Raw genomic sequence first — 25,982 nt, forward strand, 5'->3', positions numbered from 1 at the left:
GGCCAGGCAAGGCAAAAACAGGCGAGGAAGCGGAGTCTAGGGGCCTAAATGAGCATTCCGAGCCTGTTTTTAACGCAGCATGGTCAAGCGCAGCCACTTTACGTGGAGAGCCTCAGCGCACCAGGCACGGCTGCTTATTGTTGAACTTCCAGTTCGGCACCAGGAACTGCATGGCAACGCTGTCGTCCCGCGCGCCCAGGCCCATGCCTTTGTACAGTTCGTGAGCCTTGGCCACCTGGTCCATGTCGATCTCGACGCCCAGGCCGGGTTTCTTCGGCACTTCGACGTTGCCGCCGATGATCTTCAGCGGCTCTTTGGTCAGGCGCTGGCCGTCCTGCCAGATCCAGTGGGTGTCGATGGCGGTGATGTTGCCCGGCGCTGCGGCAGCGGCGTGGGTGAACATGGCCAGGGAAATGTCGAAGTGGTTGTTGGAATGCGAACCCCAGGTCAGGCCCCACTCGTTGCACATCTGCGCCACGCGCACCGAACCCTGCATCGTCCAGAAGTGCGGGTCGGCCAGCGGGATGTCCACCGATTGCAACTGGATCGCGTGGCCCATTTCACGCCAGTCGGTGGCGATCATGTTGGTGGCGGTGCGCAGGCCGGTCGAACGACGGAACTCGGCCATGACTTCGCGGCCCGAGTAACCGTTCTCGGCGCCGCACGGGTCTTCGGCGTAGGCCAGCACTTTATGCTGGTCGCGGCACAGGCGGATGGCTTCCTTGAGCGACCAGGCGCCGTTGGGGTCCAGGGTGATGCGCGCTTTCGGGAAGCGCTCGGCCAGCGCCGTCACCGCTTCGATTTCAGCATCGCCGTTGAGCACGCCGCCCTTGAGTTTGAAATCTTCGAAACCGTACTGGGCGTAGGCCGCTTCAGCCAGGCGTACCACGCGCTCGGGGGTAAGGGCTTCCTCGTGACGCACGCGGAACCACTCGTTGTCGGCATCGTGCTCGGTGCGGTACGGCAGGTTGGTTTTGCTCTGATCGCCGACGTAAAACAGGTAGCCGAGCATTTTCACCGAGTCGCGCTGCTGGCCTTCACCGAGCAAGGCTGCCACCGGGACTTCCAGGTGCTGGCCCAGCAGGTCGAGCACGGCGGCTTCGATGCCGGTGACCGCGTGGATGGTGATGCGCAGGTCGAAGGTCTGCAGGCCACGGCCGCCCGCATCGCGCTCGGCGAAGGTGCGGCGCACGTCGTTGAGAATCTTCTGGTAGTTGCCGATGGTGCTGCCGACCACCAGCGAGCGCGCGTCTTCCAGGGTCTGGCGGATTTTCTCGCCGCCCGGAATCTCGCCCACGCCGGTGTGGCCGGCGTTGTCCTTGAGGATCACGATGTTGCGGGTGAAATACGGGCCGTGGGCGCCGCTGAGGTTGAGCAGCATGTCATCGTGGCCGGCTACCGGGACGATCTGCATGTCGGTGATGACGGGGGTGCTGCCGGAATGCTGTGTGGTCATGACTCAATCCTTGGGTGTAGAGGGCGCTGCGGGCAGCGCCTTGATTAAGAGGTTCGGCGTTTCACGAATGGCTCGGGCTGACATCGGCCTTGGCGACCGGCACGCTGCCGGGCTTGGGCGAGGTGCGCACGGTGAACACCAGGATCGCGGCGATGATCGAGGTTGCGGTCAGGCCATACAGGCCGCCCTGGATCGAGCCGGTCTGCTGTTCGAGAATGCCGAAGGTGGTCGGGGCGACGAAACCGCCCAGGTTGCCCACCGAGTTGATCAGCGCGATGACACCTGCGGCGATCCGTGCATCCAGGTAGCCCTGGGGAATCGGCCAGAACAGCGAGGACGCCGACTTGAAGCCCATGGCCGCGAAGCAGATGGCGACAAAGGCGAACACCGGACCACCGGTGGTGGACATGAACATCCCGGCGGCGGCGATCAGCAGCGCAGCGGCGACCCAGGCTTGCTGGTGTTTCCATTTGGCCGACAGCGAGGCGAAGCCGTACATGCAGACGATGGCGATGAACCAGGGAATCGAGTTGAACAGGCCCACCTGGAAGTCGGAGAGGTCGCCCATCTTCTTGATGATGCTCGGCAGCCAGAAAGTGGCGGCGTAGATCGTCAATTGAATGAAGAAATACATCAGGCAGAACAGGATGATCTGCGGGTCCTTGAGCAGCTTGCCGATGGACAGCTTCACCGGGTTTGCCGCTTCACGGGCACGCTGCTCGGCGTCGATGGCATTGACCAGCGCGTCCTGTTCGGCGGTGGTCAGCCATTTGGCATCGTGGGGCTTGGAATCCAGCCAGAACCAGACGAAGACGCACAGCCCAACCGAGAACATGCCTTCGATGAAGTACATCCACTGCCAGCCATGGAAGCCCAGGCCTTCGATCTGCAGCAGCAGGCCGGACAGCGGGCCGGAAATCAGCGAGGCAAACGCCGAACCGCTGAGGAAAATGGCAATGGCCTTGCCGCGTTCGGCACCCGGCAGCCAGCGGGTGAAGTAGTAGATCACCCCTGGAAAGAATCCGGCTTCGGCCACACCCAGCAGAAAGCGCAGGATATAGAAGTGGGTTTCGGTCTGGATGAACGCCATGCCTGCAGCCACCAGGCCCCAGGTGAACATGATGCGGGTCAGCCAGAGGCGGGCGCCGACTTTCTGCATGAGGATGTTGGACGGAACTTCGAACAGCGCATAAGCGATGAAGAACAGACCGGCGCCGAAGCCGTAGGCGGCAGCACCAATGCCCAGATCGTGTTCCATGTGACTACGCACGAACCCGATGTTGACCCGGTCGATGTAGTTGACGATGAACATGATGACGAACAGCGGCAGGATGTGGCGTTTGACCTTGGAGACCGCCGATTGCAGCACGGAATCGTTGGCGTCGGCCATCCGGGGTGAGGATGTGTTCACTCTTGTTGACTCCCACTGATTATTTTTATGCGGGTTGTTGCCATGTGTGTGACAAGGTGTGTCCCTTGTTGTTAGTCATCATACAAGTAATGTTTCGCCGTGCAACTGGTTTTGCGGGGCTTGCGCAGAATTATCCGGCGCAATATTCTTGCTTGTACGACAAGCTGAATGAGTGTGTGGACGCGGGTTTGATGCCTGTTCTGTGGGCGTTTCAGGGGCTCTCAGGCGTAGGTCGGGATAACACTGTCGGTGTTGTCGGGCCCCAGTCCTGATGAAAAAATACAAGTAGGGTTGGGAGGTTTCCTGATCGCTTCGTCAATCACTCTTCGTACAACTGATCATGCAGACACCTCCCAAACGCCGTCAGCACAATCTAGCCACCGACCTGGTCACTGACCTGAGCCAGCGCATCCTCATGGGCGCCATTGCCCCTGGCGCCAAGCTGCCCTCGGAAAACGAGATCGTGCGTGAGCACGGTGTCAGCCGCACCGTGGTCCGCGAGGCGATTTCCAAGTTGCAGGCATCGGGGTTGGTCGAGACCCATCAGGGCAAGGGCACCTTCGTGCTGGCGCGTTCGGAGCAGAGCGGCCTGCATCTGAAGATGGAAACCGCGTTCAGCGTGCGGCACATGATCGAGCTGCGCATGGGGCTGGAAACCCAGGCGGTGGCCCTGGCCGCCCAGCGCCGAACCCCGGCGCACCTGGCGGCCATGCGCGAGGCGCTGGACGATTATCAGGATCTGCTGGCCAAGGAAGACAGTTGTGTGGAAGCCGACCGACGTTTTCACCTGCTGATCGCCGAGGCCACCGGCAACCCGTATTTCTTCGAGATTCTGCAGAACCTCGGCAACGCAGTGATCCCGCGCAGCCGGATCGGCTCAAGCGAAAGGGCCGGCAGCAGCCTCACCCATCACGCCTACCTTGCCAATCTGGAGCACGAAGCGATCCTCGCCGCCATCCGCAGGCAAGACCCCGACGCCGCACGCGCCGCCATGTGGACTCATCTGAGCAACAGCCGCGAGCGCCTGGCGCCAGTGGACTGAACGCCATGCGTTACAACACCTGACTCGTAGCAGCCCGGCCGGGCGGCGCTCCGCATGCCGGCGGGAGCGGCGTGTCAGGCGGCTTATTCGTCACAGGCACGCCGCCCCCGCCGGCAAGCCGTGCTGCTACAAATACGCATGTCAGGCCGATCCTTTGGACGCAGCTTTAGATATCCAGCTGATCGGGGCGAATGCCGAAAGCTCTGGAAATCCTTTCACGGGTCAATTTGCGAGGGCGAGAAACCGACTCCTGCTGAGCATAAGCGGGCTGTGAGATTCCCAGTCGCCTGGCGACCTCATCCTGGGTCAGATCCAGGTACTCCCGCCAGGCGCGAATCGGCGTTGCACCTTCGACCATCAGGCTGACAACTTCATGGGGGATCAGATCGGCCCCACCGTGTTGACCGATATAGTCGTCGTAGGGGATGACCACAAACGCAGGCTTGCCGTCAGGGCCGTTGATGATTTGTACGTTGTTAGTAGGTGCGCTCATCGGTCCCCCAATACTGTCTATCCATCTTTATAAGTAATTTATAAGCAATTTATCGATATTACTTATGATGGATAGACCATGCTAGCGGTCAATCGCACTCGTACCAAGATTCAGGCAGACTCCACCCACCTCTAAAAACAATTCGTGATGTGTATGAACCCTCAAATCCCTCGTTGCGCGGACGTCTCCCATGTTTGCCCTTGACCACGCCCTGGCCCAGGACATCGTTGACCGGGCGATGGCGATTCTGCCGTGTAACGTCAATGTGATGGATTACCTGGGGATCATCATCGGCAGCGGCGAGGCTGAGCGGTTGTATACGCGGCATGAGGGCGCGCAGCTGGTGCTGGCCAACAGTCGGGTGGTGGAGATCGATTCCCACACCGCCAAGCGCCTCAATGGCGTGCGGCCGGGGGTGAATCTGCCGTTGATGCTGGATGACAAGCTGGTCGGCGTGCTGGGCATCACCGGTGAGCCGGACGAGGTTCGGGTGTATGGGGCGCTGGTGAAGATGACCGCCGAGATGCTGCTGGAGCATCGCAGGCAGCAGGCGGACCAGCAGTGGCGGCATCAGCGCAGTGAAGACCTGCTCTCCCGGCTGTTGCTGGGCGACAACCCTGCGCACCTGATCGACGAAGCCGAGCAACTGGGCCTGCAACCGCAGCTACCGCGTCAGGCGGTGCTGATCGAGTTGCCCGAGGGCGCAGCCTACGCCGGGCAGGTGGCCGCCTGGCTCAATGGCCGTTATGCCAACAGCTGGTGTGTGTCCTGCGAGCCGGGCCTGGTGTACTGGTGCCGCGCAGCGGGCAAGGACCGCGAAGATGCGCTGCTGCTCGAGCAGTTCGACGAGCAGGGCTGGCCGGTAAGGCGCATGGCCACGGCGGAGCCTTCCAGTGATCTGGCTTCGCTGCGCAACGCCTGTGCCGCCGCCCGGGACCTGCTCGATTATGCCCGCCACGTTCAGCCCGAGCGCAAGCTGCTGCGCCTGGCGGTGCATCGGCTGGCGGTGCTGTTCTGGCGCAACCGTGATGACTGGCTGGCCGAAGGCGTCGCCGAGCCGGTGTTGCGTCTGCAAGGCAACGGGCAATTGCTCGACACGTTGCGCGCCTGGTTTGATTACAGCGGGGAAAACCAGGCCTGCGCCGATGCCCTGGGCATCCATCGCAACAGCTTGCGTTACCGGCTGGAAAAGATCGCCGAGGTCAGCGGCTGCGATCCCTATCGCACCGACGATCTGTTGCGGCTGTACCTGGGAATGCAGATGCTGCCGCGCTGACATCGTTCGCGCCGCAAACCCTGTAGGAGTGAGCTTGCTCGCGATTGGCGTTCGTCCAGTCACTGTGCGTCGCCTGATCGACCGGATCGCGAGCAAGCTCACTCCTACAGGGTCGAGGCGTTCTTAGAGATCCACCGCTTCAACGACTTCAACCCGCCCGCGCACCCGCTTGGCGCGGTACAGGGCCTTGTCCACCGCGCGCAGCAGGGTTTCGAAATCGGCGCGGCTGTCCATCGCCCCGGTCTGGGCAAGGCCTGCGCTGAAGCCGATCGGCAAGGGCAGCGATGGCGTGCGCGCTTCCTCGCTCAGCGCCTCGCGCAGCCTCCCCATGAAATGCTGGGCCTGGGCGATGTCGGTGCCGGGGAACACCAGCAGGAACTCCTCGCCACCCCAGCGCACGAACACGTCGTCCACCCGCTTGAGCCGGTTGACCGTGCGGGCGAACAATTGCAGCGCCGCATCCCCGGTGGCGTGGCCGAACTGATCGTTGATGCGCTTGAAGTTGTCCAGGTCGATCATCGCCACCGAGAGTGGATAGCGTTGCGTCGCGTTCTGCCGTCGTTCCTGTTGCAGGATACTCGACACCGCGCCCCGGCGGTTGAGCGCGCCGGTCAGGGTGTCGGTGACGCTCAATTGCACCACTTGCTGGCGCAACTGCTCCTGCAGCATCAGGGCGAAGCTCAGGGTGAACAGGAACGAGACCATGAAATCCATCCCCAGAGCGGGCAGGGAAAACATGTCCGGCTCGCTGAAATCCAGGGCAGGCGGCGGATCCAGTGCCAGGGTGACGGTGGAGTGGGCATGAAAGATCAATAATGCCACGTGCCCGGCCAGCAGCGCCCAGGCCCCGCGAAACTGCCTTCTCAAAGGCCAGGTCACCGCGAACTGAATGCCAATGGTGACGACGCACAACAGGAAAAACCACGGCAACATGAAGCCGTTGTGCAGCAGCACACTGGCCCCTGCGCCATACATCGCAAGTGGCGCCAGCAGGATGCGCCCATGCCAGCGCCAGTCGCGGCGGCGTTCGGCCAGTTGATGCAGGGCCAGGGTATGGCAGCCGATGGCTAGCAACAGTCCGGCGGTGTTGGCGATGAATGCCGTTTGCGGGGCAAGCAGGCCCAACCACGCAGGACCCTGTGCAATGACGCCGGGCTGGAGCAGATCCACCGCGCGGTAGGCGGCCAGCACCAGGTCTCCGGCAATCCACCAATGCAGCGGCGCACGGTGGCTGCTGGTGCCGACATACGACAGGCACAGCATCAGCGTGGTCATGAGTCCGAAGGGAATGATGATGAACAGCAGGGTGACCGGATCGTTCAGCAGCATAAATCGACGGCTTTCATCGGCGAGGGACGGTCTGCGGGATGGCCAGAGACCTTAAATAAATAGTGGCTATATAGTGTCATAGTTGTCAGAAAAAGTGGCATTAAGGCCTGCGACTCTTTTTCTATAGGTAAAAACCAGCACAGCGTCGATTGCCAGTCGTCGTGCCGGGGATTTTTGTTCATATGAACAACGCGGTTCATTGGGCGTTGTGCGACGGGCTGGCGGAAAATCTCGCCGCTAATGAGAAGATCGCGACTATCGGATAAGGAGAACAACATGAAAATCGTCATCGCCCCGGATTCCTTCAAGGACAGCCTCAGTGCCCAAGGCGTGGCCCAGGCAATTGCCAGCGGTTTGCGGGAAGTGTGGCCAGACGCGCAGCTTGTCGAGTGCCCCATGGCCGATGGCGGCGAGGGCACCATCGAAGCGGTGCTGGCCGCCTGCGACGGGCGGTGGATGCAGAACCAGGTGACAGGTCCTCTTGGCCACAGCGTTCAGGCGCAGTGGGGCTGGCTGGCCGAGACGCGCACCGCGATCATCGAGATGGCCATGGCCAGCGGTCTGCAATTGCTGACCTTGGAGCAGCGCGATGCCACCGTGACCACCACCTACGGCACGGGCGAACTGATTGCCGCCGCGCTGGATGCCGGTGCGCAGCGGATCATCCTGGCCATCGGCGGCAGCGCGACCAACGACGCAGGCACCGGCATGCTCGCAGCGCTCGGCGCACGCTTTCTCGACAGTCAGGATGAACCCTTGCCGCCGGGCGGCCTGGCGTTGGCGAAGGTCGCACGCATCGACGTCGATCATCTGGATGCGCGCCTGAAGGATGTGCAGTTCGAGGTGGCCGCCGACGTCAACAACCCACTGTGCGGCCCCCACGGCGCTTCGCACATCTTCGGCCCGCAGAAAGGCGCTTCGCCTGAGCAGGTGCTGGCGCTGGATGCCGCCTTGAAACACTTTGCCGAGCATTCGGCGCAGGTGCTGGGCCGTGATGAGAGCGAGCACCCCGGCAGTGGCGCTGCGGGCGGCATGGGCTTTGCGGCCAAGGCGTATCTGAATGCGTCGTTCCGGCCCGGCGTCGAGGTGGTGGCGGACCTGACCGGCCTTGCCGACGCGCTGCAGGGCGCTGATCTTGTCATCACCGGCGAAGGCCGGTTCGATGCCCAGACCCTGCGCGGCAAGACGCCGTTTGGCGTCGCCAGAATCGCCCAGCGCAAGCAAGTCCCGGTGATTGTGCTGGCCGGCACCCTGGGCGACGGCTATGCCGACCTGTACGAGCACGGCATCAGCGCTGCCTTTGCCTTGACCAGCGGGCCGATGACCCTGGAGCAGGCCTGCAGCAACGCCGAAACCCTGCTGCATGACCGCGCCCGGGACCTGGCGCGGGTCTGGCGCCTGGCCGCACGCTGAGGCCCGCAACTTCCGTATTGCAGCCGGGCGGCTATGCTCTAACCCGAGCTCGCCCGCGTGAGGTTCTCGCCAGGGGCGCGAGAGACGCGGGATGCAGGGCAGGGAGGTGCAGGTGCAAGGTGCGGAACTGGAAGTTCTGGTGGTCGATGACCAGGAAGAAAACCTGGAGCAAATGCAGGAGTTGCTCGAAGACCTCGGCAGAACGGTTCGTTGTGCCGACTCTGGAGCCAAGGCGCTGACGTGTCTGGCCACCGGCAGGATCGGCCTGGTGCTGATGGACATGCAGATGCCGGGCATGGACGGCTTCGAAGTCGCACGGCGGATGCGTGCCGACCCCGACACCCGTTTCACGCCGATCATTTTCATTTCAGGCATGCGCCAGACCGAGGAGGTCCTCGACCAGGGCTACTCCGCCGGCGCGGTCGATTTCATGACCAAGCCTGTGCATCCCACCTTGCTGCTGCACAAGGCTCGCGTGCTGCTGGCCCATGATGGCTACCGGCGCGGGCTGATCCAGACCACGGCGCAACTGGAGCAGGCCCGGGCATTCAATGCCTCGATCCTGGACAACACCGCCGAAGGCATTCTGGTGGTCGATAGCGCCGGCACCATCCGCTTTGCCAACCCGGCCATCACCCGCATGCTCGGCTGTTCCGGCGATGAGCTGCAGGGCACCCACCTGCTGGCCTGGGTGCAAACGCCCCAGGAGCAGAGCTGGGCGGAGTCGATCTGGCGCGATCACTGGCAACGGGGCGAAAGCCTTCGCCTGCACGATGCCAACCTGCGTACCCGCCAGGGCCAGAGCGTGCCGGTGGCGTTGTCCTGCTCGCCCTTGCCACCGGGGCAGGACGCGATGACCATTCTGGCGCTGGACATGTCAGCGGTGCGCGAGCTGCACCTCAAGCTCGAAGCCCTGACCATCACTGATGCCCTGACCGGGCTGCTCAACCGCCGTGGGTTCGAGCAGGCGTTGCAAGGGGCCATCGCCCGCAACCAGCGTTCCGGGCAGATGAGCGTGATGTTGTATCTGGATCTGGACGGCTTCAAACAGATCAACGATCAGTCCGGCCACGAGCGCGGCGACGAGGCGCTGCGCTGGGTCGCCAGCCAGTTGCAGGCGTGTCTTCGGCCATACGACCGCTTGGCGAGGGTGGGCGGTGACGAGTTCACGGTCATCATCGAAGGCATCAACACCTCAGACGATGCCGCCGCTGTCGCCCAGAAACTGATCAGGCAGGTGTCGGCCGATCAGGAACGGTTTCGCCTGGGCGCCAGCATCGGCATCGCGTGCCTGCCGGACTGCGGCGGCACGGTGGAAGACCTGATGCGAGCCGCCGACTCGGCCATGTACGAGGCCAAGCAACGGGGCAAGGGGCAGTACCGCTTCGCCTCCGGACAGTAACTGCAAAGCGGCGGACATTCAGGCGCTCGCCAGTTGCAGGGCTGGAATGGGTTTGCGCATCAGCGTGCCCACCAGCGCTGCGGCCAGCAGCCCGACGCAGCCTGCGACCCACAACACCGAGCCAAAGCCCTGAACGAACGCCTGCTGCGCCAGCGGCTGCACCACCTCGCGGGCACTGGCATCGACCGCCTGCAGCGCGGCACTCATGTCACCGGCCACCACCCGGGACGCAATGAACTGCGCCTGATCGAGCCAGTCCGGCGCGCCGTTGCGCAGGTTCAGGTTCAGAGCGCTCAGGGTGTGGCTGGCGAGCAGGGCGCCGTACACGCCGACCGCCAGCATGATCGCGCTGAAGCGCATGGTGGTGCTCATCCCGGAAGCCATGCCGGTGCGCTCGCGGGGCACGCAGGCCATGATGTTTTTCTGCGTGTCGCCGTTGAGCAACCCCGCACCTGCGCCGGTGACCGCCATGGCGATGGCGAAGGCGGGATAGCCGCCCATGGACGTTGCCACGGCGCACAGCAGGTTGCCGGCGCTCACCAGCGTCAGCCCCAGCGCCATGATCGCTGCCGGCGACAGGTGCCGCGCAAGCCGGGGCCCCAGGCGCGGGCACAGCAGCATGGTAATGGCGAACGGCAACATTCCGAGCCCCGAACTGATGGCGCTGAAACCCAGCCCGTTCTGCAGGTAGAACGGCAGCAGCGTCATCATCACCTGGGCGCAACCGGCGTAGGCGAACATTCCCAGCAGGGCGCCGATGAAGCGCGGATGTTTGAACAGTTGCAGATCGACCATCGGCCGCTGCTGCAAGCGCTCGGCCACCACGAACAGCCCCAGCAGGGCGATGCCGCCCACCAGCCGGGCGAAGGTCAGCGGGTTGTCCCAGCCGATGCGGTTGGCTTCGATCAGACCCCAGATCAGGCTCAGCAGGCTGGCGCTGAAAAACAGGCTGCCCACCGGATCCAGGCGCGCCGATTGCTCGTTGCGCGACTCACCGATGTTGCGCGCCACCATGCTCAGCAGCACCAGGCCCACCGGCAGGTTGAGGTAGAAAATCCAGCGCCAGCCAACCAGTTCGGCAATCAGCCCGCCGACCGTGGGCGCCGCCGTCATCGCCACCCCCATGCACGCGCCCCAGAACGCCCAGGCCCTGGCCCGTTCGGCTTCGTCGTGGAAGACGTGGCCGATGGTTGCCAGCGCCGAGGTCAACAGCAAGGCCGCGCCAACGCCTTTGATCGCACGAGCGATGTCGAGAAACAGGATATCCGGCGCCGCGCCGCAGCCCACCGAGGCGAGAATGAACAGCACCAGGCCCGTGAGCAGCATCTTCTTGCGGCCGAAACGGTCCGCCAGGCTCCCTGCCGGCAGCAGGAGTGCGGCGAACGCCAGCATGTAGGCGCTGACCACCCATTCGATGTCGGCAAACCCGGCACCCAGATCCCGCGCAATGCTGGGTAGCGTCACGGCGACGATGTTGGTATCGAGCACGATCAGCGAGCACACGCCGGAGGCGGTGAGCAGGGTCATGCGGGGGCTGGGTTGCGGCATGGCGGTGACTCCGGAGCTTGTTAGGTTTTGGCTAACGTATTTTCTACAGGTATTTTCAACTGTAGGAGCGCGCTTGCCCGCGACGGCGGTGTGTCAGACATCACAACGTTCAATGACACACCGCTGTCGCGGGCAAGCGCGCTCCTACGGGACTGATTTGATACGTACAGAATATCGCTGGATGGCTTATGCTTCGTTACCTGCCTTCGGCAATTTCATTACCTGCAAGGTAACGTCAATGGAAATCCGTCACTTTCGCTATTTCCTCGCGGTCGCCCGTCATCGGCACTTCACCCGCGCCGCCGAGCAACTGGGCATTGCGCCGCCGACCCTGACCCGGCAGATCCAGGACCTGGAAAGCGCACTGGGCACCCGCCTGTTCGTGCGCGAGCAGCGCGAAGTGCGCCTGACCGACGCCGGCCGTGCCTTGCAGATCGAAGCGGAGTTGGCGGTGCGCCAGTTCGAGACTGCCCAATACAACGTGCAGCGCGCCGGACGTGGGGAGGCGGGCCGGATCGAACTGGGCTACGTGGCCTCGGCGGTATTCTCCGGCGTGCTTCAGCAACAGGTCGGTCGCTTCCGGGAGCAGTACGCGGACATCGACTTCACCATCACCGAATACCTGATGCCGGTTCTGCCGAGAATGGTCGAGGAAGGGCGGCTTGACGTGGGCTTCATTCGCTCGCCCATGAGCCTGCCCGATTCATTGAGTGCGGTGAAGCTGCTGACCGAAGGCTTCGCCCTGGCGCTGCCGCACAGCTCCTGGCTGTGCAAGCTCAAGACCATCAACGCGCTCAATCTGCAGAACGAGACGTTCATTCTGCCCGAACAGATTTCAGGCACGCTCGAAGTTGCAGCCCAGGGAGGGTTTGCCCCGACCCTGGGGCCGCAACCGGGCACGCTGGTGTCGGTCATCGCGCTGGTGAGCATGGGGCAGGGCGTGGCGGTGGTGCCGGAGTCAGTGGTCGATCACATCCAGTTGCCCAATGTGCTGTATCGGCGCATCGAAGACTGCCACCCCACCTCGTACCTGTCGCTGATTCACCGCCGCTACGAGAAAGCCCCGGCCGTCACGCGCTTCATCGAGCACGTGAAAGCCGCTCGCCAGGCTTGATCAGCGCGGCCGGCCGAGCAGTTGCTGCAGCGCGGTCCTGAGGCTGACCTGACCCTTGCGCGGCAGCCCCTCGAAGCGAATCCAGCCTTCGTTGAAACCGTCGAGCATCTGCATCCGTGGCAGCGGGTTGCTCATGCCCTGAGCGGTGAACAGCGCATGCCAGGTGTCTCTGGGCACCGTCTGCATCGTCACCGGCTTGCCCAGCAACTCGCTGAAGGTGGCTGCAATCAGCGCGGGCGTGACCGGTTCCTCACCTTCGAGCTCCACGATGCGTTTGCCATACCACTGCTCTTGCAGCAAGTCCGCGGCCACGCGGCCGACATCGGCGGTGGCAATCATGGGCACCGGCTTGTCCAGGGGCTGCAGGAAGCTTGGGATGATGCCGTTTTCGACCGCTGGGTCTATATCCCACTGGCAGTTCTCCATGAACCAGCCGGGCCGCAGGAACGTCACGGGCAACTCCAGCGTCGACAGGCTCTGTTCCAGCAGTTGCAACTGGTTGAGCAGGTTGGGCTGGGTCGCCTGGGCGCCAATGGTCGAGATGCACACCACCTTGCCGGGGCGGGCGTTGGCCAGCGCCTCGTGGAGGTTGGCGATGACCTTGCGGGTTTCCGGGAAGCCTGGCGCAGGGGAGAAGTTGGGCGGCAACAGGATGAACACTGCGGTGCTGTTCTGGAAGGCCTGGGTCAACGCGCAGACATCGTCGACGTCAGCCACTGCGACCTCACAGCCTTTTTGTGCCCAGGCGCTGCCTTTTTCCGCGCTGCGCACCACGGCGCGCACCGGCTTGCCTGCCGCCAGAAGGTTACGCGCCACTTCACCGCCCACCTGGCCGGTCACGCCCATGATCGTGTACATGCATTCATTCCTCAAAAGGGACGACCCGATGTCGCCATTGCCGCAAATAGTGCGCGGTGGCGATGGATTCTCCGATAGCATGGGTGTCATTGAATTCATGCCGAGAAATCATCAATGAGCTTCGATGCACGTTTGGCCAGCGGTATGGGGGTGTTGTCGGCGGTGGTGGACACCGGCAGCTTCGTCAAGGCTGCCGAGGTGCTGGACATGACCCAGTCCGGGGTCAGCCGCGCCGTCGCCCGGCTCGAATCGCGACTGGGCATCCGCCTGTTCGACCGCACCACGCGCTCGGTCAAGCTGACCGATGAAGGGCGCCGCCTGTACGAGGAAGTGGCGCCACTGCTGGCCGGGCTGGAGGAGGCCGCGACCCAGGCGTCGGGCAGTGCCACGGCGGTGCGCGGGCGGTTGCGGGTCAATGTCGATCCTTATTTCTCGCGGCTGATCCTGGCGCCTGCGCTGGGGGATTTCATGGCGACTTACCCTGAGCTGGAACTGGATCTTGTTACCCGCGATGAACTGGGTGACCTGGTGGCCGATGGGGTGGATCTGGCGGTGCGCTTCGGCGAACAGCCGTCTTCGTCGCTGATCGGCCGTCAATTGCTCAAGACTTGCGTGCTGACCGTGGCGTCACCGGCCTATCTGGAAAAACATGGCCGGCCACAGCATCCGAGCGATCTGCAAGATCCCCGGCACGTCTGCATAGACTTCCGCGATCCTCAGACCGGGCGGCCATTTGCGTGGGAATTTCAGCGTGAGGGCGAGCGATTGGTCCTCAACACCCGCAGGCGGTTGATGGTCAATGACGTAGGCACCATGCACCGCATCTGCGAGCAGGGGCAGGCGGTGGCACAGGTGCTGGCGCTGGGTGTGGAACCGGCGATTCGGGAGGGGCGGCTGGTGGAGCTGTTTCCCGACTGGCCGGACGAGTACTTCCCGCTTTACGCGTTGTACCCGTCGCGGCACTTGCCGCCCGCGAAGGTGCGGGCTTTCCTGGAGTTTGTGGTGTCTCTAAGCCGCTAACTGGCGGTCAGTGGCGGGCCGCCTGTTCGGCTTCCTCGTCGATTCGGTCGGATTCGAACAGTTCGGCCAGCTCCTTGCGGGCCTCCAGCGCGCTTTGCATGACCTTGGTCGCATCGTCGTAGATCAGGTGCTGGCGGTTGAGCACCTGTTCGTCGTGACGCTTGAAGCGGCTGATCCGCGCCGCTGCCTGTGCTTCCGTCAGGCCCAGGCCGATCAGCGTGCGGCGGGTCATTTCCAGGCTTGAGTAGAAGGTTTCCCGCACCGCCTCGGCGTCCAGATCCAGCAGGCGATGAACGTGCTGACGGTTACGGGCGCGAGCGATGATCTTCAGGTGCGGGTAGAGCTTGCGCACCAGCTCCGCGGTCTTGATATTGGTGTCCGGATCGTCGGTGGCGATGACGAAGTATTCTGCCTGGTCGACCTTGGCCGCGCGCAGGATTTCCGGACGCAGCGGGTCGCCGTAGAACACCGGCACATTACCGAAACTGCGGGTGAACTCGATCATCTCCACCGAGGTGTCCAGGGCAATGAACGGGATGTTCTGTGCACGCAGGATACGCGCCACGATCTGCCCCATGCGGCCCATCCCGGCGATCACCACCCGTGGATCGTCCGAGTCGATTTCCTTGTATTCCTCCGGCACTTCCTTGACCACGGGCTTGGGTTTGAGCCAGCGAGCCATGACCAGCAAGAGCAGTGGCGTCAGCGCCATCGACAGGGTGATGGTCAGCACCAGCGTGTCGTAGAGCGCTGCGTCGAACAGGCCCTGGTCACGGCCGATCTTGAACACCACGAAGGCGAATTCACCGCCGGCAGCCAGCACCAGGCCCAGACGCAGCGCGCTCTGCTTGCCCAGGCCACCGGCCAGGCGGCCGACGACGAACAGCAGCGGCAGTTTCAGGCCGATGAGCAGCAGGGTCAGGCCCAGTACGGTGAGGGGGGAGTCGATCAGCAGGCCAAGATTCGCACCCATGCCGACGCTGATGAAGAACAAGCCCAGCAGCAGACCCTTGAAGGGTTCAATCTGCGATTCCAGCTCATGACGGTATTCCGAGTCGGCCAGCAGCAACCCGGCAAGGAAAGCGCCCAGGGCCATGGAGACGCCGACCAGGTCCATCAGGTACGCGGTGCCGATGACCACCAGCAGCGCCGTGGCGGTGGACACCTCCTGCAGCTTGGTCTTGGCGACGATGCGAAACACCGGGCGCAGCAGGTAACGACCGCCGATCACCACCACCGCGATACCGCCGAGCACTTGCAGGCCGTGACGCAGCGAATCGCTGCTGGAGGTCGCGTGGTCGCCGCCGGCAAGCATTGGCACCAGCGCGATCAGCGGGATTGCGGCAATATCCTGAAACAATAAGATCGCAAAGGCCAGGCGACCATGGGGCGCGTTCAGTTCCTTGCGCTCGGCCAGGCTTTGCAAGCCAAAGGCGGTGGACGACAGCGCCAGGCCCAGGCCCAGCACCACGGCGCTGTTGAGCGGCTGGCCGAAGACGAGCAGGGCGACCGTGCCGATCACCACCCCTGTCAGCAGCACCTGCGCCAGGCCCACGCCGAACACCGACTTGCGCATGACCCACAAGCGTTTGGGCGACAGTTCAAGACCGATGATGAACAGCAGCAACACCACGCCAAGTTCGGAAATATGGGCGACGCTCTGGGGGTTGCCGATCAGGCCAAGCCCCGAAGGGCCGATGATGACGCCTGCGATCAGGTAACCGATCACGGCGCCCAGTTGCAGACGTTTGGCCAGGGGGACGGTCACGACTGCGGCGAGCAGAAACACGACTGCGGCCTGTAGCAGGCTGCCTTCATGGGGCATTGGGAACTCCTAGGTCCGACAGAAAGAAGATGGAACAGAATTAAACGTTCACGAACGTAAAGTGCGCGTATTAAACCACGCAAAAGTGACAGCGAGCTTCGCCCGAGACGCTTCGCCGCAGTGCCGCGCGGCGCTTCGGGATGCGGGCGCCCCCGCGACGGCGTAAGATGTCAGGCGATTTTTGCATTGCGCAAACGATTCGATCCGCCTTCAGGAAACCTGCAATGACCATCAAACAGCGTCTTATCTACTCGATCATCATCGCCCTGGCCGTGCTCGGGATCATGCTCGGCCTCTCGCACCTGCAGCAGATCGGCGTGCTCGACCAGAAGACCTTCCAGTACATCGCCATGGCCATCGCCGTGGTCGTCGTGGTCATCAATGGCATCATGCGCCGCAAGGTCAAACGCTGAGGCGGATCGCAGATCAACCCACCCGTAGCAGCACGGCTTGCCGGCGGGAGTGATCTGGAGGACGTCGACGCCGGCAAGCCGGACTGCTACGGGTCTCGTGACCCCAACCCTGTAGGAGTGAGCTTGCTCGCGATGGCGTCCTTGAGATCGCCCCCGCCGGCAAGCCGTGCTGCTACGGTCGGTGGTCACCCAACGCCTTTGATCTCGATGCGCGACGTCAATGCGCGAGCCCCACCCGTCAAACCCCGCCACTCGTATTGCCAGGTTACAGAACCGTCTTTGAACTCTCCGGCATTGCCCTCCAGAATTGCCCACGGCGTCAGCCCGCACCTGCAATTGGAGTTCACATGTTCAAGACAATCACCGCGGCCATCCTCGCCACCTCCGGCCAGCCTGCCACCCCGGCCGCGCCCGCTGGCAAACCGTGCTCCAGTTGGGTCACCATCGGAACCGCGACCGAGAAGGCCGAGCCCATCGGCTACACCGAGATCTACCGGATCGAGCCCGACGACGCCGATCCACTCACCTGCGACCTGCCCATGTGCCTGCAAGTGGTGCCTGGCCGCGAAAGCGAGCCGGACTGTAGGGCGCAGGATCAGTAAAGGTCGGCGCGCCCGCCATCATCTGCGCCAGTAATCGACCCGTCACCGGTCCCAGGGTCAGCCCATGGTGAGCATGGCCAAAGTTGAACCACAGCCCCTTGTGCCCAGGCGCCGGTCCGATCACAGGGCGCATGTCCGGCAGGCAAGGCCTGCGTCCCAGCCAGGGTTCGGCATCCAGGCGTTCCCCCAGCGGATACAGCGTGCGAGCGAGCGCCTCGCAGCGGCGCAACTGGATCTCGTTGGGCGCTGCGTCACTGGGTGCGAACTCGACGCCTGTGGTCAGGCGGATCCCGCGCGCCATGGGCGCCAGCACGTAACCTGCCTGGGCATCGATCACCGAGTGCTGCAACTGGGCCCCCGGTTGCGTGGCGTAGTGCATGTGGTAGCCGCGCTTGATCGCCAGCGGAATGTGATAGCCCAGGGCTGAAAATACGTCCGCCGATTGCGGCCCCAGCGCGACGACCACGTCAGTCGCATTGACCGCTCCTTCCTCGCTCTGCACCTGCCAGCCATCACCCTGCTGACGCAAGCTGCGCGCATCACCCTTGAGCAATACGCCACCGCGCTGCACGAACAGGGCTGCATAACCGCGCACCAGCGCACCAGGGTCGGTCACGCTTTTCGGGTCCAGCCAGTGGATGCCCCCGACCACCCCGTGCAGATCAGGTTCGCGCTCGCGCAGTTGCTCGGCATCAAGGATGTCGAAGCGCAGCCCGTACTGGTCATAGGTTCTGGCATCCGCTGCGGCCAGGTCGAATTCCTTTTGATCGCGATAGAACTCTATCCAGCCCCTGGCGCGAAACAGCCCGGTCATCCCAGACGCCTCGGCCAGCAGGTCATGCTCATCGACGCAGCGCTGAATCAGCGGCTGCATGGCCAGGCTTGCCTTGGCCAGATTGGCCGGCGAGGACTGGCGCCAGTACTCGAGCAGCCAGGGCGCGAGCCTTGGCAGGAACGCCGGGCTGAAACGCATCGAGGATTGCCGGTTGAGGCCGTAGCGCAGCAACCGCGACCATTCTCGGGGGAAGGCATAAGGAATGATGCTGGAACGCTCGATCAGCCCCGCATTGCCATGGCTGGTGCCGCGGCCCGGTTCATCGCGGTCGAGCAGCACGATGCGCTGGCCTGGAGCTTGCATTTGCAGATGAAGCGCGGAACAGACGCCAACGATTCCGGCGCCCAAAACGAGGGTCTGACAATCCATGGAACGATCCTTGATCGGCAATGAGCAAAGGTTGGGCAACGAGCAGGTCGGCAGTTTACCCGGTTGTCGCGGCGCAGTACTCTCCATGCGCGCACCTTCTGTTCGACCTCCACTTCCAATAATCACACCGGAGCTTCAGATGTCTTCACCCCGCGATTCCGCTCACACCCAGACGATTTCCTTCAGCGAACTGACGCAATTGCTCACCCAGGTATTCGTGCGCAACGGCACATCCCCGGAGGTCGCCGCTGTGTTGGCGGAAAACTGCGCCAGCGCTGAGCGCGACGGCTCCCACAGCCACGGTATTTTCCGGATCAAGGGCTATCTGTCGTCACTGGCGGCGGGCTGGGTGAACGGGCACGCGGTGCCGAAGGTGGAAGATGTGGGCGCAGCGTTCGTGCGCGTCGATGCAGGCGGCGGTTTTGCCCAGCCCGCGATGCAGGCGGCCAAATCGCTGTTGATCGAGAAGGCCCGGACGGCTGGCATCGCAATTCTGGCCATCCGCAACTCTCACCATTTCGCCGCACTCTGGCCGGACGTCGAGCCCTTCGCCCAAGAGGGGTTTGTGGCGTTGAGCGTGGTCAACAGCATGACCTGCGTGGTGCCGCACGACGCGCAAAAACCACTGTTCGGCACCAACCCTATTGCCTTCGCAGCCCCCAGGGCCGGCGGGCAACCCGTTGTCTTCGACATGGCCACCAGCGCCATCGCCCATGGCGACGTACAGATTGCCGCGCGCGAAGGTCACATGCTGCCGCCGGGCATGGGCGTGGACCGTGCAGGGCAGGCGACCGAGGACCCCAAGGCCATTCTCGATGGCGGGGCGCTGCTGCCGTTCGGTGGCTACAAGGGTTCGGCGCTGTCGATGATGGTCGAGCTGCTCTCGGCGGCCCTGACCGGCGGCAACTTCTCGTTCGAATTCGACATGTCCAGCACCCCCGGTGCCCAGACGCCCTGGACAGGACAGACGATTATCGTCATCGACCCGGACAAGGGCAGCGGCCAGAGCTTTGCCCAGCGCAGCGAGGAACTGGTCAGGCAGATGCACGGTGTTGGCCAGCGACGCATGCCGGGGGATCGCCGTTATCGTCAGCGTGAGCGCTCGCTGGCAGAGGGGATCGTACTGTCGGTCGCCGACCTTGAACGTTTGAAGGCACTGGCCACCGCCTGATGCCCGGCGGTGTGTCCTGTCTGGCGGTTTCACGCGCCGGGCAGGGCATGACCGCTCGTCGAATCGGCACTTGCGTTTGCAGGTCGATAAAAATACTGTATGTTTAAACAGTATTCGAGAAAGAGGCATCGACCATGCAATCGACCATCCAAATGAATCAAGTCATCGCCCACACTTCATTCTCCGCGCAGGCATCGGAAGCCACGTTCAGCAGCGTCTGGGGCAATGAGATGCAGCGCGAGGATTTTCTGGCTTTGGCGGCGGGCGTTCGCCAGTTCAGCGCTGACATGGCCCTGGTGGCCGGCAACGCTGATTATCCATCGGAAAGCGTGCAGCGCGCGGCAGAGTGATTCTGCCCGCGCAGGCGGATGTCGAGCCTTGCAGGGCTCAGTTTTGCTGGGGCAGCGGTACTGCGACCGGGGCTTCCTGAGTGGCCAGGCTGTCGGCGTCAGGCTGGCGCCGTTTGCCGGTTCTGATCAGGCTCAGTGCGATCAGCGTACCAATGACCGACAACACGCACCAACCTAACAAAAATGTGATCACGTCTGGTTCTCCGAACTGCAGAAATCGGGTTGCCATTGCAAATGGCAAACTGTCCATCCGAATCTATCGGCCTGCTCCGGGATTCCATGAGGCCCAAAAGCGCGCAGCTTGAACAATTGTCGGGTAGATGGCAACTCCCTCGGACCAATGGGGTCTTGGTTTAGACACAACCCGTTTCGAGGCCCGTCTGATGAAAGATCTTGGTACCCGCTTGAAAGAAGAGCGCAAACGCCTGGGGCTCTCGCAACAGGAGTTCGGGGCCATTGGCGGTGTTGAAGCCAATGCCCAGGGCAAATACGAGAATGGCGAGCGCATTCCGCGTGCCGACTACCTCGTCGCGTTGGGCAAGAAAGGGATGGACGTGCTGTACGTGGTGTCGGGCGAACGCACACCCCTGACCATGGACACGCTGAACGACGCGGAAAGGGCAATCATCACCCACTACCGGGCGCTCAACGAAGACGATCAGGAGGCCATCTCGCAGTTGGCCACATCGTTGTCCGAGTGTGCCCCCGAGCCTGCGAGCTAGCCTGCGCATGTGTTACCCATACTGACAGCGAGCTTGTGAAGCAGTATACGAAACGTATATGCTTCGTATATTCATCGCGAGGTCATTTATGGGACTGGTCAAGATTTCCGAACACATGCACGCTAACATCCGCTCGGCCAGCGCTGCGCTGAGCCGCTCCATCAATGCCCAGGCCGAGCACTGGATGCGCGTCGGCATGCTGGCAGAGCTCAATCCGGGTCTGAACTACAGTGACATCTGTCAGTTGCTGATTCGCGCCGAAACCTCGGGCCACGCGCTGCATGGGCTACAGCCCGACGAGACGGTCAGCGAACCTCAGGTCAAGGCGGTGCTGCAATGAGCGTCAGCATCAAGAGCGAAGCCGATCTGGTCGGTCTGAGGGTAGCGGGGCGCCTGGCTGCCGATGTGCTGGCCATGATTGGCCCTTATGTAAAGCCGGGTGTCAGCACCGAAGCCCTTGATGACATCTGCAACGCCTACATCGTCAACGAGTTGAAGGTCACGCCGGCCAACGTCGGCTACCACGGCTTCACCAAGACCACCTGCATTTCGCCCAACACCGTGGTGTGCCACGGTATTCCGAGTGCGGACGATATTCTCAAGGAAGGTGATATCGTCAACATCGACGTGGCGGTCATCAAGGATGGCTGGTACGGCGACACCAGCCGCATGTACTACGTCGGCGAAGTCAGCCCGTTGGCCAGGCGTTTGGTGGAAACTACCTACGAAGCCACGCTGGCAGGTATTCACGCGGTGCGCCCTGGCGCGACCCTGGGAGATATCGGCCACGCGATCCAGACCGTGGCCTATCGCGAGGGCTTCAGCGTGGTGCGCGAGTATTGCGGGCACGGCATTGGCCGCAAATACCACGAAGAGCCTCAGGTGCTGCATTACGGTGCTGCAGGCAAGGGCCTGAAACTCAAGCCCGGTATGGTGTTCACCATCGAGCCGATGATCAACGCCGGCAAGCCTGGCACCCATGTGCTCGATGACGGCTGGACCGTGCTCACCCGCGACCAGTCCCTGTCGGCGCAGTGGGAGCATATGGTGGCGGTGACCCAGACCGGCTTTGAACTGCTGACCCCGTGGCCGGATGGCACTGGCAGCTACCCGCCGGTGTGAGGCAGAACGCCTCCAGACGAATTAAGACACAATTGATTCAGTGACGAAAAAGCGACCCAGCTTGTAGTCTTATTCTCGTTCCCCTGGAGTGCTGCCCCTGACCGGCTCATGGATGATCAGGCGTGCAGCACTTGGGGAGAACACCAGACCGTTACCCAGTAAAAAACCGGCCTTAGCCGGTTTTTTACGTTCAGGGCAGGTCAGCCCTGGAGCTGTTTGGCCGCATCGACGCCCGCAGAGCTCAGCTTGACCGGGTATTTCAGGGTGCGTTCGCCTTTGGCGGGGCTGTCAACGCAACCGTCATGAATCAGGCCTGCCTGCTGCAGGTGTTCCAGGGTGTCGGCAACGGCGTGCTCTCCTCGGTAATTGTCCAGCACCTCCTTGCCAAGGCCGCCTGGGTGGGCGTGCAACAGTCGGGTGAGAACCTCTTTCTTCAGCGTGTTGTCGATGGTCATATCTTCCTCGCTTTGCTGGTGTAATGAGCGCTGCTTGTAGATACCGACCACCGCATCGGGCGTTGGTTTGGACTTTTATCGTTTCAGGCGCGTTTCCATTGAACCTGAGTCACGCCAAGCCCTTCGGCATGGCGCATGGCGAGCCGCAAGGGGCCTGCGGTGAAGGTGCCGTCCAGATCGCCCACACCTGCGTGCAGGGTGGCGAAGTGCAAGGCTTCGCTTTCGCACAGGTGCCGTGCGTGGTGGGAAAATTGTCTGGATTCGCCGCGAAACTGGTAATGAATTTCAAAATCCCTAGAGTCATTCATCGTCATCTGGCCTGTGGGGCGTCGTGCACGCCGCTCTGAAATTGAGTACTTCCTGATGTACCTGACAGAATGCCTACCCCATGCATCAGGGGTGCTGTCACTTCATTTCGAGATCGATACAGGCTGTATCAATACATTGCCCGGGATCGTGCCGCGTTTTCTCTGCCTGAGACGAGTAGCTGCACATGCTGTGCATTGGCTACCGACCGCGAGAGAATTGCATTGTTTGGCGGGCTTTTGAACCGGTGGCCGATGAGCGGCCTTGTGCCATATCTGTTTGGATGGACAGTTCTATCCGAAGCGTCGAAGCAATGTGTAACTGCACGTGTTTGGATAGGCATTGCCCGGCGTCCCAAAGTGCGTGACGTCGCTGAAGCAGGCCAATCGAAATGTTTTGTGAAAAAAGGCAATCTGATGGCCCGCATGGGTGCTGTTTTCTGAAAAAATCCTTTCTTTTCAGGCAATTCCGGGACGAGGGCGTATGCGTAGAATGGGTTTGGGCGTGGTGGCGTTTATCTTGATGGCGGCAGCGTTGCCGGCCGAGGCCCGGAGCATCAGCAAGAACGACCAGCAAGTCTGCAAATGGGGCGCTGGCGTGGCGCAGACTGCCCAGCAATCCAAGCTCTCAGGCACCACGCTGTACAGCGCACGCAAGAAGTTGCAGGGCAGGCAATATCCCAAGCCGTGGATGCGCAAGATGGCGGTGGGCATCACCGAGCAGACCTACAGGAGCCGTTCACGCCTCAAGCCTTCGGCAGTACGCCAGACCTACTACGAGGGTTGCATCCAGCACGATCTGGCGCGCAAGTAGCACCCGCCATGCCGTATGACCGGAAGGTGGCCTGCGCCCCTCCCGGTCATCCCTTCGATCAGTGGCAGTTCCCTGCCAGGCGATAGTGCTGTGCTTCGGCGGCGGCCGCGTTGGCGAACTCGACGCGGTTCTGCTCGGCAATGGCGTCATAGGACGGGCAACCCGGGCGGTGATAAACCATGGTCTTCCTGTTGCCGCGAATGGCCACGGTGAGGTTTTTCCCGCTGTCGTTGGCGGCTGTCGAAGGCTTCATCGGGTTGGGCAGCGGTGCCTTGGCCTGAGTTGGCGCGGTGGCCTGGCTGCCACCACTGAAGTTCGCGCTGATGAACACCGGTGCATGGTCCGACACACTGTCGCGCCCTTGCGCGTGGGTCATGCCCAGAAATTTCGGGTAGTTGAAAATCTGCACGTTGTTGACCCGGATCGCTGAGTTCTTGCTGACGAAAATGTTGTCGTACAGGTTCGAAAACTTGCCGTCGGTGGTCGACAGCGTGCTCGCCCCGGTCAGCACCAGCGGCTTGGCGCTGGCATCCAGATTGCCCCAGGCAGGGGAGGTCGGTGGCGTGTTGAAGTCACCCATCAGCATGATCTGGTTGTTGCCAGGGTAGGTGTCTTTCAGCCAGGTCCAGTAATCGGACAGCGCGGTGATCTCCGAGGCGCGGTCGGCCTGGCTCTTGCCGTACAGGATGTGGACCGTCGCCACCACGAACGTGGTGCCGTCCTTGAGTGACTTGAAGCGGGCGGAGTACGGCTCTCGCTCGAAGGTGTCGTTGCGGTCCAGGTAAGTCACCGCGCCGTCTTCATAGGCCACCACGTCGTCACGCCAGACGAAACCGTACATTTCCTTGTAGGACTTACGCCCCACGGCGTGAGAGGCCATGGCGCTCCAGTGCTTGCCGGTCTGCTTGCTCAACTCCTTGGCCAGCGCATCCAGCGCCTCTTCGTTCATCAATTCCTGCACGGCCAGAAAGTCGACCTTCTGCGCGACCTTGGCGATGCCTTGAAAGTCCTTGTTGGGGCGCACGCTCAGGTGCTCCAGGTTCCAGGTGCCGATATTGACGTCGGCGCTCGCGTTTTGCAGAAAAGAAAGGGCCAGCAACAGCGAAACAAAAAATCTGAACATCATTTACCAACTAGAGGCTTGATCAAACGAAAGCCGAACGAGCGCGGGTCTCGTCGGCGGGTGGATTTACAGGGGGATGCGGGCGAAGGAAACGCAGGTCAGGCCTGCACGAATCAGTCTTCCCTGGGCACGGTCCAGAAGATCTGCACGCCGCCATCATCGCGCCAGGCGAGGGTGACGTTGTCGTTCTCGGCGATCTCCTCCAGCAACTGGTTCCAGTCATCTTCCTGCTCGTCCGCCAAGCGGAAGATCAGGGCAGAGCGGGAGCGCTGTGCCGTGGGGGCGTTGATGATTTTCTGGATGCGTACGCCCAGGCGTTCGTAGGAACCGGGCAGGGCGGCCGCTGAAGAGGTGGTATCAGACACGAAGAAATCCCTTGTTATTGCTGTACGTGCATACAGTATTTCAGAGTGGGACGTTTCGCAACATCGACGTAAGACAAACTCTCACGAGGCTGTGGTCCGTTGATTTCATCATTGATTTCCCGCCAGCGAACCAAAGTCGATCAAACCGATCAGATTCTCTGTTGGCGATTCGGTTCGCGATGATCGGAAATAAAGGAGTTGTCATGAATATCAAAGGGTTGGGGCTGTGCGCGGCACTGATCGGTTGCACCCTGCTGGCCGGATGCTCGACTGCCACGGTGGTGACCTTGCAGAACGGCACGCAATACGTGACCAAGGACTTGCCCAAGACCAAGAGCGACGATGGTTTCTACGAGTTCAAGGACATTTCCGGGAAGACCGTGAAGGTCCGGGCAGACGAAGTTGCCACGGTGAAGGAAGAGGACTAAGCCAAAGGGTGCCGTGATATTCTGGCACCCAGGCTTTTATTCTTGGAAACATCCCGTGAAATTCATCCACCAGCGCGAACACCTCAACGAAGACGACATCGTGGTCATCGAGTGTTCCAACACCTGCAACATCCGCCTCATGAGCGACGCCAATTTCCGCAGTTTCAAGAATGGCGGGCGCCACACCTATCACGGCGGCGCGTTCGACCGGTTTCCGGCGAAGATCGTGGTGCCCAGCACCGGTTTCTGGAACATCACGATCGACACCGTGACCCAGAGGGCGATCAGCGTGACCCGCAAGCCGAACGTCAAACACTCGATCAAGATCGTTCGACGTTCAGGCTCAAGGCTGGGCTGAAGCGCGGCTCAACCGTAATCGCGGAACCTGACCGCAGGCGCGGCAATCGAGTCGGTTCGCTTGCCGAACTGGGACCGGATGCGTGAAATCTCGGCGCGGATCCTGTCGCGGACCTGCATCTGCTGCTCCTGCGACAGGGATTCATACCACTGTCGTTGAGCCTCCCGGCTCTTGCCAATCGCACCTGAACCGGGAAGGGAAGAAATCATCGACGCAATGAAGTCCGAGGCCGGATCTGATCCTTCCTCGGCGCGTGTGTCCGTTACGGCCGGGTCCATCGTTGTTGTTCCCCACATCCATCGAAATAGTGCGACACCGCTGCCAGCGTGGCGCTGCCTGACGGCGGGCATATTAGCGCAGCCG

Annotated in this window: 31 protein-coding genes; 16 read left to right on the forward strand and 15 right to left on the reverse strand. The window is 62.3% G+C overall.

What is annotated here, in order from left to right; all coding sequences use genetic code 11:
- Window positions 1-112: 112 nt before the first annotated feature.
- Window positions 113-1,456, reverse strand: a complete 1,344-nt coding sequence (gene gudD, locus ACIPO9_RS10450) for a glucarate dehydratase (RefSeq protein WP_400610295.1) — start codon at window positions 1,454-1,456, stop codon at window positions 113-115.
- Between the two features lie 61 nt (window positions 1,457-1,517).
- Complete coding sequence (locus ACIPO9_RS10455; protein ID WP_400610449.1) at window positions 1,518-2,846, reverse strand: MFS transporter; 1,329 nt, start codon at window positions 2,844-2,846, stop codon at window positions 1,518-1,520.
- A gap of 361 nt (window positions 2,847-3,207) precedes the next feature.
- On the opposite strand from ACIPO9_RS10455, the gene ACIPO9_RS10460 reads away from it, so the two are divergent.
- Window positions 3,208-3,909 carry a FadR/GntR family transcriptional regulator gene (locus tag ACIPO9_RS10460; RefSeq protein WP_400780698.1) on the forward strand — a complete coding sequence of 234 codons (702 nt, stop codon included), beginning with the start codon at window positions 3,208-3,210 and terminating at the stop codon, window positions 3,907-3,909.
- Between the two features lie 166 nt (window positions 3,910-4,075).
- Here ACIPO9_RS10460 and ACIPO9_RS10465 read toward each other — a convergent pair whose 3' ends face one another.
- Complete coding sequence (locus ACIPO9_RS10465; RefSeq protein WP_274132837.1) at window positions 4,076-4,402, reverse strand: helix-turn-helix domain-containing protein; 327 nt, start codon at window positions 4,400-4,402, stop codon at window positions 4,076-4,078.
- Window positions 4,403-4,592: 190 nt separating this feature from the next.
- Here ACIPO9_RS10465 and ACIPO9_RS10470 point away from each other — a divergent pair, with 190 nt between their 5' ends.
- Entirely contained in the window at window positions 4,593-5,678 is a 1,086-nt protein-coding gene (locus ACIPO9_RS10470) for a sugar diacid recognition domain-containing protein (RefSeq protein ID WP_274132838.1), read from the forward strand.
- A 123-nt stretch (window positions 5,679-5,801) separates the two neighbouring features.
- Here ACIPO9_RS10470 and ACIPO9_RS10475 read toward each other — a convergent pair whose 3' ends face one another.
- The gene (locus ACIPO9_RS10475; RefSeq protein ID WP_400780701.1) at window positions 5,802-7,007 is read right to left on the reverse strand and encodes a diguanylate cyclase; all 1,206 of its coding nucleotides are present in this window, start codon (window positions 7,005-7,007) and stop codon (window positions 5,802-5,804) included.
- A complete protein-coding gene (locus ACIPO9_RS10480) occupies window positions 6,998-7,297 on the reverse strand; it encodes a hypothetical protein (protein WP_400780703.1) in 300 nt (99 codons plus the stop codon). Before ACIPO9_RS10480 ends, ACIPO9_RS10475 begins: the two co-directional genes overlap by 10 nt.
- On the opposite strand from ACIPO9_RS10480, the gene ACIPO9_RS10485 reads away from it, so the two are divergent.
- Both ACIPO9_RS10485 and ACIPO9_RS10490 read left to right on the forward strand, forming a co-directional pair.
- Window positions 7,284-8,420: a glycerate kinase gene (locus tag ACIPO9_RS10485; RefSeq protein WP_400780705.1), complete on the forward strand. Its 1,137-nt coding sequence runs from the start codon at window positions 7,284-7,286 to the stop codon at window positions 8,418-8,420. The genes ACIPO9_RS10480 and ACIPO9_RS10485 overlap by 14 nt on opposite strands.
- Before the next feature lie 112 nt (window positions 8,421-8,532).
- Window positions 8,533-9,822, forward strand: coding sequence for a diguanylate cyclase domain-containing protein (locus tag ACIPO9_RS10490; RefSeq protein WP_400780708.1), 1,290 nt, complete (start codon window positions 8,533-8,535; stop codon window positions 9,820-9,822).
- Between the two features lie 18 nt (window positions 9,823-9,840).
- Here ACIPO9_RS10490 and ACIPO9_RS10495 read toward each other — a convergent pair whose 3' ends face one another.
- On the reverse strand, window positions 9,841-11,370 hold the full coding sequence (locus ACIPO9_RS10495) for an MFS transporter (protein WP_400780709.1): 1,530 nt from the start codon (window positions 11,368-11,370) through the stop codon (window positions 9,841-9,843).
- Window positions 11,371-11,608: 238 nt separating this feature from the next.
- Here ACIPO9_RS10495 and ACIPO9_RS10500 point away from each other — a divergent pair, with 238 nt between their 5' ends.
- On the forward strand, window positions 11,609-12,484 hold the full coding sequence (locus ACIPO9_RS10500) for a LysR family transcriptional regulator (RefSeq protein ID WP_400607666.1): 876 nt from the start codon (window positions 11,609-11,611) through the stop codon (window positions 12,482-12,484).
- Here ACIPO9_RS10500 and ACIPO9_RS10505 read toward each other — a convergent pair whose 3' ends face one another.
- A complete protein-coding gene (locus ACIPO9_RS10505) occupies window positions 12,485-13,342 on the reverse strand; it encodes an NAD(P)H-binding protein (RefSeq protein ID WP_400780712.1) in 858 nt (285 codons plus the stop codon).
- A gap of 114 nt (window positions 13,343-13,456) precedes the next feature.
- On the opposite strand from ACIPO9_RS10505, the gene ACIPO9_RS10510 reads away from it, so the two are divergent.
- A complete protein-coding gene (locus tag ACIPO9_RS10510; RefSeq protein WP_400780714.1) occupies window positions 13,457-14,362 on the forward strand; it encodes a LysR family transcriptional regulator in 906 nt (301 codons plus the stop codon).
- Window positions 14,363-14,369: 7 nt separating this feature from the next.
- On the opposite strand, the gene ACIPO9_RS10515 is transcribed toward ACIPO9_RS10510, so the two are convergent.
- Entirely contained in the window at window positions 14,370-16,187 is a 1,818-nt protein-coding gene (locus tag ACIPO9_RS10515) for a monovalent cation:proton antiporter-2 (CPA2) family protein (RefSeq protein WP_274132847.1), read from the reverse strand.
- A gap of 224 nt (window positions 16,188-16,411) precedes the next feature.
- On the opposite strand from ACIPO9_RS10515, the gene ACIPO9_RS10520 reads away from it, so the two are divergent.
- Both ACIPO9_RS10520 and ACIPO9_RS10525 read left to right on the forward strand, forming a co-directional pair.
- Entirely contained in the window at window positions 16,412-16,600 is a 189-nt protein-coding gene (locus ACIPO9_RS10520; RefSeq protein WP_274132848.1) for a hypothetical protein, read from the forward strand.
- A gap of 347 nt (window positions 16,601-16,947) precedes the next feature.
- The gene (locus tag ACIPO9_RS10525) at window positions 16,948-17,202 is read left to right on the forward strand and encodes a hypothetical protein (protein WP_274132849.1); all 255 of its coding nucleotides are present in this window, start codon (window positions 16,948-16,950) and stop codon (window positions 17,200-17,202) included.
- Here the strand turns inward: ACIPO9_RS10525 and ACIPO9_RS10530 are convergent.
- On the reverse strand, window positions 17,123-18,406 hold the full coding sequence (locus ACIPO9_RS10530; RefSeq protein ID WP_400780717.1) for an NAD(P)/FAD-dependent oxidoreductase: 1,284 nt from the start codon (window positions 18,404-18,406) through the stop codon (window positions 17,123-17,125). The two genes, ACIPO9_RS10525 and ACIPO9_RS10530, sit on opposite strands and share 80 nt — an antisense overlap.
- A 139-nt stretch (window positions 18,407-18,545) precedes the next feature.
- Between ACIPO9_RS10530 and ACIPO9_RS10535 the strand changes: the two genes are divergently transcribed.
- The gene (locus tag ACIPO9_RS10535) at window positions 18,546-19,577 is read left to right on the forward strand and encodes an Ldh family oxidoreductase (protein ID WP_400780718.1); all 1,032 of its coding nucleotides are present in this window, start codon (window positions 18,546-18,548) and stop codon (window positions 19,575-19,577) included.
- Window positions 19,578-19,711: 134 nt separating this feature from the next.
- Complete coding sequence (locus ACIPO9_RS10540) at window positions 19,712-19,927, forward strand: hypothetical protein (RefSeq protein WP_400607650.1); 216 nt, start codon at window positions 19,712-19,714, stop codon at window positions 19,925-19,927.
- A 37-nt stretch (window positions 19,928-19,964) separates the two neighbouring features.
- Here the strand turns inward: ACIPO9_RS10540 and ACIPO9_RS10545 are convergent, their stop codons facing one another.
- Window positions 19,965-20,120 carry a hypothetical protein gene (locus tag ACIPO9_RS10545; RefSeq protein WP_274132852.1) on the reverse strand — a complete coding sequence of 52 codons (156 nt, stop codon included), beginning with the start codon at window positions 20,118-20,120 and terminating at the stop codon, window positions 19,965-19,967.
- 190 nt (window positions 20,121-20,310) lie between these two features.
- Between ACIPO9_RS10545 and ACIPO9_RS10550 the strand changes: the two genes are divergently transcribed.
- From ACIPO9_RS10550 to map, 3 genes are all read left to right on the forward strand, one after another.
- Window positions 20,311-20,649: a helix-turn-helix domain-containing protein gene (locus ACIPO9_RS10550; RefSeq protein ID WP_400607648.1), complete on the forward strand. Its 339-nt coding sequence runs from the start codon at window positions 20,311-20,313 to the stop codon at window positions 20,647-20,649.
- Window positions 20,650-20,737: 88 nt separating this feature from the next.
- Window positions 20,738-20,989, forward strand: a complete 252-nt coding sequence (locus ACIPO9_RS10555) for a ParD-like family protein (protein ID WP_274132855.1) — start codon at window positions 20,738-20,740, stop codon at window positions 20,987-20,989.
- Window positions 20,986-21,771, forward strand: coding sequence for a type I methionyl aminopeptidase (gene map, locus ACIPO9_RS10560; RefSeq protein WP_274132856.1), 786 nt, complete (start codon window positions 20,986-20,988; stop codon window positions 21,769-21,771). The genes ACIPO9_RS10555 and map overlap by 4 nt, the downstream gene beginning before the upstream one ends.
- Window positions 21,772-21,971: 200 nt before the next feature.
- On the opposite strand, the gene ACIPO9_RS10565 is transcribed toward map, so the two are convergent.
- Both ACIPO9_RS10565 and ACIPO9_RS10570 read right to left on the reverse strand, forming a co-directional pair.
- Entirely contained in the window at window positions 21,972-22,226 is a 255-nt protein-coding gene (locus ACIPO9_RS10565; protein ID WP_274132857.1) for a hypothetical protein, read from the reverse strand.
- Window positions 22,227-22,309: 83 nt separating this feature from the next.
- Window positions 22,310-22,534, reverse strand: coding sequence for a DUF6555 family protein (locus tag ACIPO9_RS10570; RefSeq protein WP_274132858.1), 225 nt, complete (start codon window positions 22,532-22,534; stop codon window positions 22,310-22,312).
- A gap of 481 nt (window positions 22,535-23,015) precedes the next feature.
- Between ACIPO9_RS10570 and ACIPO9_RS10575 the strand changes: the two genes are divergently transcribed.
- Window positions 23,016-23,345: a hypothetical protein gene (locus ACIPO9_RS10575; protein WP_400780721.1), complete on the forward strand. Its 330-nt coding sequence runs from the start codon at window positions 23,016-23,018 to the stop codon at window positions 23,343-23,345.
- Between the two features lie 58 nt (window positions 23,346-23,403).
- Here ACIPO9_RS10575 and ACIPO9_RS10580 read toward each other — a convergent pair whose 3' ends face one another.
- Window positions 23,404-24,468 carry an endonuclease/exonuclease/phosphatase family protein gene (locus ACIPO9_RS10580; protein WP_400607643.1) on the reverse strand — a complete coding sequence of 355 codons (1,065 nt, stop codon included), beginning with the start codon at window positions 24,466-24,468 and terminating at the stop codon, window positions 23,404-23,406.
- A 113-nt stretch (window positions 24,469-24,581) separates the two neighbouring features.
- The gene (locus ACIPO9_RS10585) at window positions 24,582-24,833 is read right to left on the reverse strand and encodes a DUF1654 domain-containing protein (RefSeq protein ID WP_400780724.1); all 252 of its coding nucleotides are present in this window, start codon (window positions 24,831-24,833) and stop codon (window positions 24,582-24,584) included.
- 203 nt (window positions 24,834-25,036) lie between these two features.
- On the opposite strand from ACIPO9_RS10585, the gene ACIPO9_RS10590 reads away from it, so the two are divergent.
- Both ACIPO9_RS10590 and ACIPO9_RS10595 read left to right on the forward strand, forming a co-directional pair.
- Window positions 25,037-25,261, forward strand: coding sequence for a YgdI/YgdR family lipoprotein (locus tag ACIPO9_RS10590; protein ID WP_274132862.1), 225 nt, complete (start codon window positions 25,037-25,039; stop codon window positions 25,259-25,261).
- Window positions 25,262-25,316: 55 nt separating this feature from the next.
- Window positions 25,317-25,619, forward strand: a complete 303-nt coding sequence (locus ACIPO9_RS10595) for a DUF1883 domain-containing protein (protein WP_400607641.1) — start codon at window positions 25,317-25,319, stop codon at window positions 25,617-25,619.
- Between the two features lie 8 nt (window positions 25,620-25,627).
- Here ACIPO9_RS10595 and ACIPO9_RS10600 read toward each other — a convergent pair whose 3' ends face one another.
- A complete protein-coding gene (locus ACIPO9_RS10600; RefSeq protein WP_274132863.1) occupies window positions 25,628-25,897 on the reverse strand; it encodes a hypothetical protein in 270 nt (89 codons plus the stop codon).
- Window positions 25,898-25,982: the final 85 nt, after the last annotated feature.

The sequence above is a fragment of the Pseudomonas sp. NPDC090203 genome (assembly GCF_044746765.1).
GTDB classification, from domain to species: domain Bacteria; phylum Pseudomonadota; class Gammaproteobacteria; order Pseudomonadales; family Pseudomonadaceae; genus Aquipseudomonas; species Aquipseudomonas putida_AD.

What these genes read in the sequence shown, in the direction of transcription:
- ACIPO9_RS10480 (WP_400780703.1), bottom strand. Translation starts at nt 7,297, where the DNA reads ATGACGATTTTCATGTTGTTCTCCTTATCCGATAGTCGCGATCTTCTC.
- ACIPO9_RS10500 (WP_400607666.1), top strand. Translation starts at nt 11,609, where the DNA reads ATGGAAATCCGTCACTTTCGCTATTTCCTCGCGGTCGCCCGTCATCGG.
- ACIPO9_RS10465 (WP_274132837.1), bottom strand. Translation starts at nt 4,402, where the DNA reads ATGAGCGCACCTACTAACAACGTACAAATCATCAACGGCCCTGACGGC.
- ACIPO9_RS10535 (WP_400780718.1), top strand. Translation starts at nt 18,546, where the DNA reads ATGTCTTCACCCCGCGATTCCGCTCACACCCAGACGATTTCCTTCAGC.
- ACIPO9_RS10590 (WP_274132862.1), top strand. Translation starts at nt 25,037, where the DNA reads ATGAATATCAAAGGGTTGGGGCTGTGCGCGGCACTGATCGGTTGCACC.
- ACIPO9_RS10495 (WP_400780709.1), bottom strand. Translation starts at nt 11,370, where the DNA reads ATGCCGCAACCCAGCCCCCGCATGACCCTGCTCACCGCCTCCGGCGTG.
- ACIPO9_RS10485 (WP_400780705.1), top strand. Translation starts at nt 7,284, where the DNA reads ATGAAAATCGTCATCGCCCCGGATTCCTTCAAGGACAGCCTCAGTGCC.
- ACIPO9_RS10525 (WP_274132849.1), top strand. Translation starts at nt 16,948, where the DNA reads ATGTTCAAGACAATCACCGCGGCCATCCTCGCCACCTCCGGCCAGCCT.
- ACIPO9_RS10575 (WP_400780721.1), top strand. Translation starts at nt 23,016, where the DNA reads ATGCGTAGAATGGGTTTGGGCGTGGTGGCGTTTATCTTGATGGCGGCA.
- ACIPO9_RS10460 (WP_400780698.1), top strand. Translation starts at nt 3,208, where the DNA reads ATGCAGACACCTCCCAAACGCCGTCAGCACAATCTAGCCACCGACCTG.
- ACIPO9_RS10540 (WP_400607650.1), top strand. Translation starts at nt 19,712, where the DNA reads ATGCAATCGACCATCCAAATGAATCAAGTCATCGCCCACACTTCATTC.
- ACIPO9_RS10455 (WP_400610449.1), bottom strand. Translation starts at nt 2,846, where the DNA reads ATGGCCGACGCCAACGATTCCGTGCTGCAATCGGCGGTCTCCAAGGTC.
- ACIPO9_RS10510 (WP_400780714.1), top strand. Translation starts at nt 13,457, where the DNA reads ATGAGCTTCGATGCACGTTTGGCCAGCGGTATGGGGGTGTTGTCGGCG.
- ACIPO9_RS10580 (WP_400607643.1), bottom strand. Translation starts at nt 24,468, where the DNA reads ATGTTCAGATTTTTTGTTTCGCTGTTGCTGGCCCTTTCTTTTCTGCAA.
- gudD (WP_400610295.1), bottom strand. Translation starts at nt 1,456, where the DNA reads ATGACCACACAGCATTCCGGCAGCACCCCCGTCATCACCGACATGCAG.
- ACIPO9_RS10550 (WP_400607648.1), top strand. Translation starts at nt 20,311, where the DNA reads ATGAAAGATCTTGGTACCCGCTTGAAAGAAGAGCGCAAACGCCTGGGG.
- ACIPO9_RS10565 (WP_274132857.1), bottom strand. Translation starts at nt 22,226, where the DNA reads ATGACCATCGACAACACGCTGAAGAAAGAGGTTCTCACCCGACTGTTG.
- ACIPO9_RS10515 (WP_274132847.1), bottom strand. Translation starts at nt 16,187, where the DNA reads ATGCCCCATGAAGGCAGCCTGCTACAGGCCGCAGTCGTGTTTCTGCTC.
- ACIPO9_RS10470 (WP_274132838.1), top strand. Translation starts at nt 4,593, where the DNA reads ATGTTTGCCCTTGACCACGCCCTGGCCCAGGACATCGTTGACCGGGCG.
- ACIPO9_RS10475 (WP_400780701.1), bottom strand. Translation starts at nt 7,007, where the DNA reads ATGCTGCTGAACGATCCGGTCACCCTGCTGTTCATCATCATTCCCTTC.
- ACIPO9_RS10600 (WP_274132863.1), bottom strand. Translation starts at nt 25,897, where the DNA reads ATGGACCCGGCCGTAACGGACACACGCGCCGAGGAAGGATCAGATCCG.
- ACIPO9_RS10505 (WP_400780712.1), bottom strand. Translation starts at nt 13,342, where the DNA reads ATGTACACGATCATGGGCGTGACCGGCCAGGTGGGCGGTGAAGTGGCG.
- ACIPO9_RS10570 (WP_274132858.1), bottom strand. Translation starts at nt 22,534, where the DNA reads ATGAATGACTCTAGGGATTTTGAAATTCATTACCAGTTTCGCGGCGAA.
- map (WP_274132856.1), top strand. Translation starts at nt 20,986, where the DNA reads ATGAGCGTCAGCATCAAGAGCGAAGCCGATCTGGTCGGTCTGAGGGTA.
- ACIPO9_RS10555 (WP_274132855.1), top strand. Translation starts at nt 20,738, where the DNA reads ATGGGACTGGTCAAGATTTCCGAACACATGCACGCTAACATCCGCTCG.
- ACIPO9_RS10520 (WP_274132848.1), top strand. Translation starts at nt 16,412, where the DNA reads ATGACCATCAAACAGCGTCTTATCTACTCGATCATCATCGCCCTGGCC.
- ACIPO9_RS10530 (WP_400780717.1), bottom strand. Translation starts at nt 18,406, where the DNA reads ATGGATTGTCAGACCCTCGTTTTGGGCGCCGGAATCGTTGGCGTCTGT.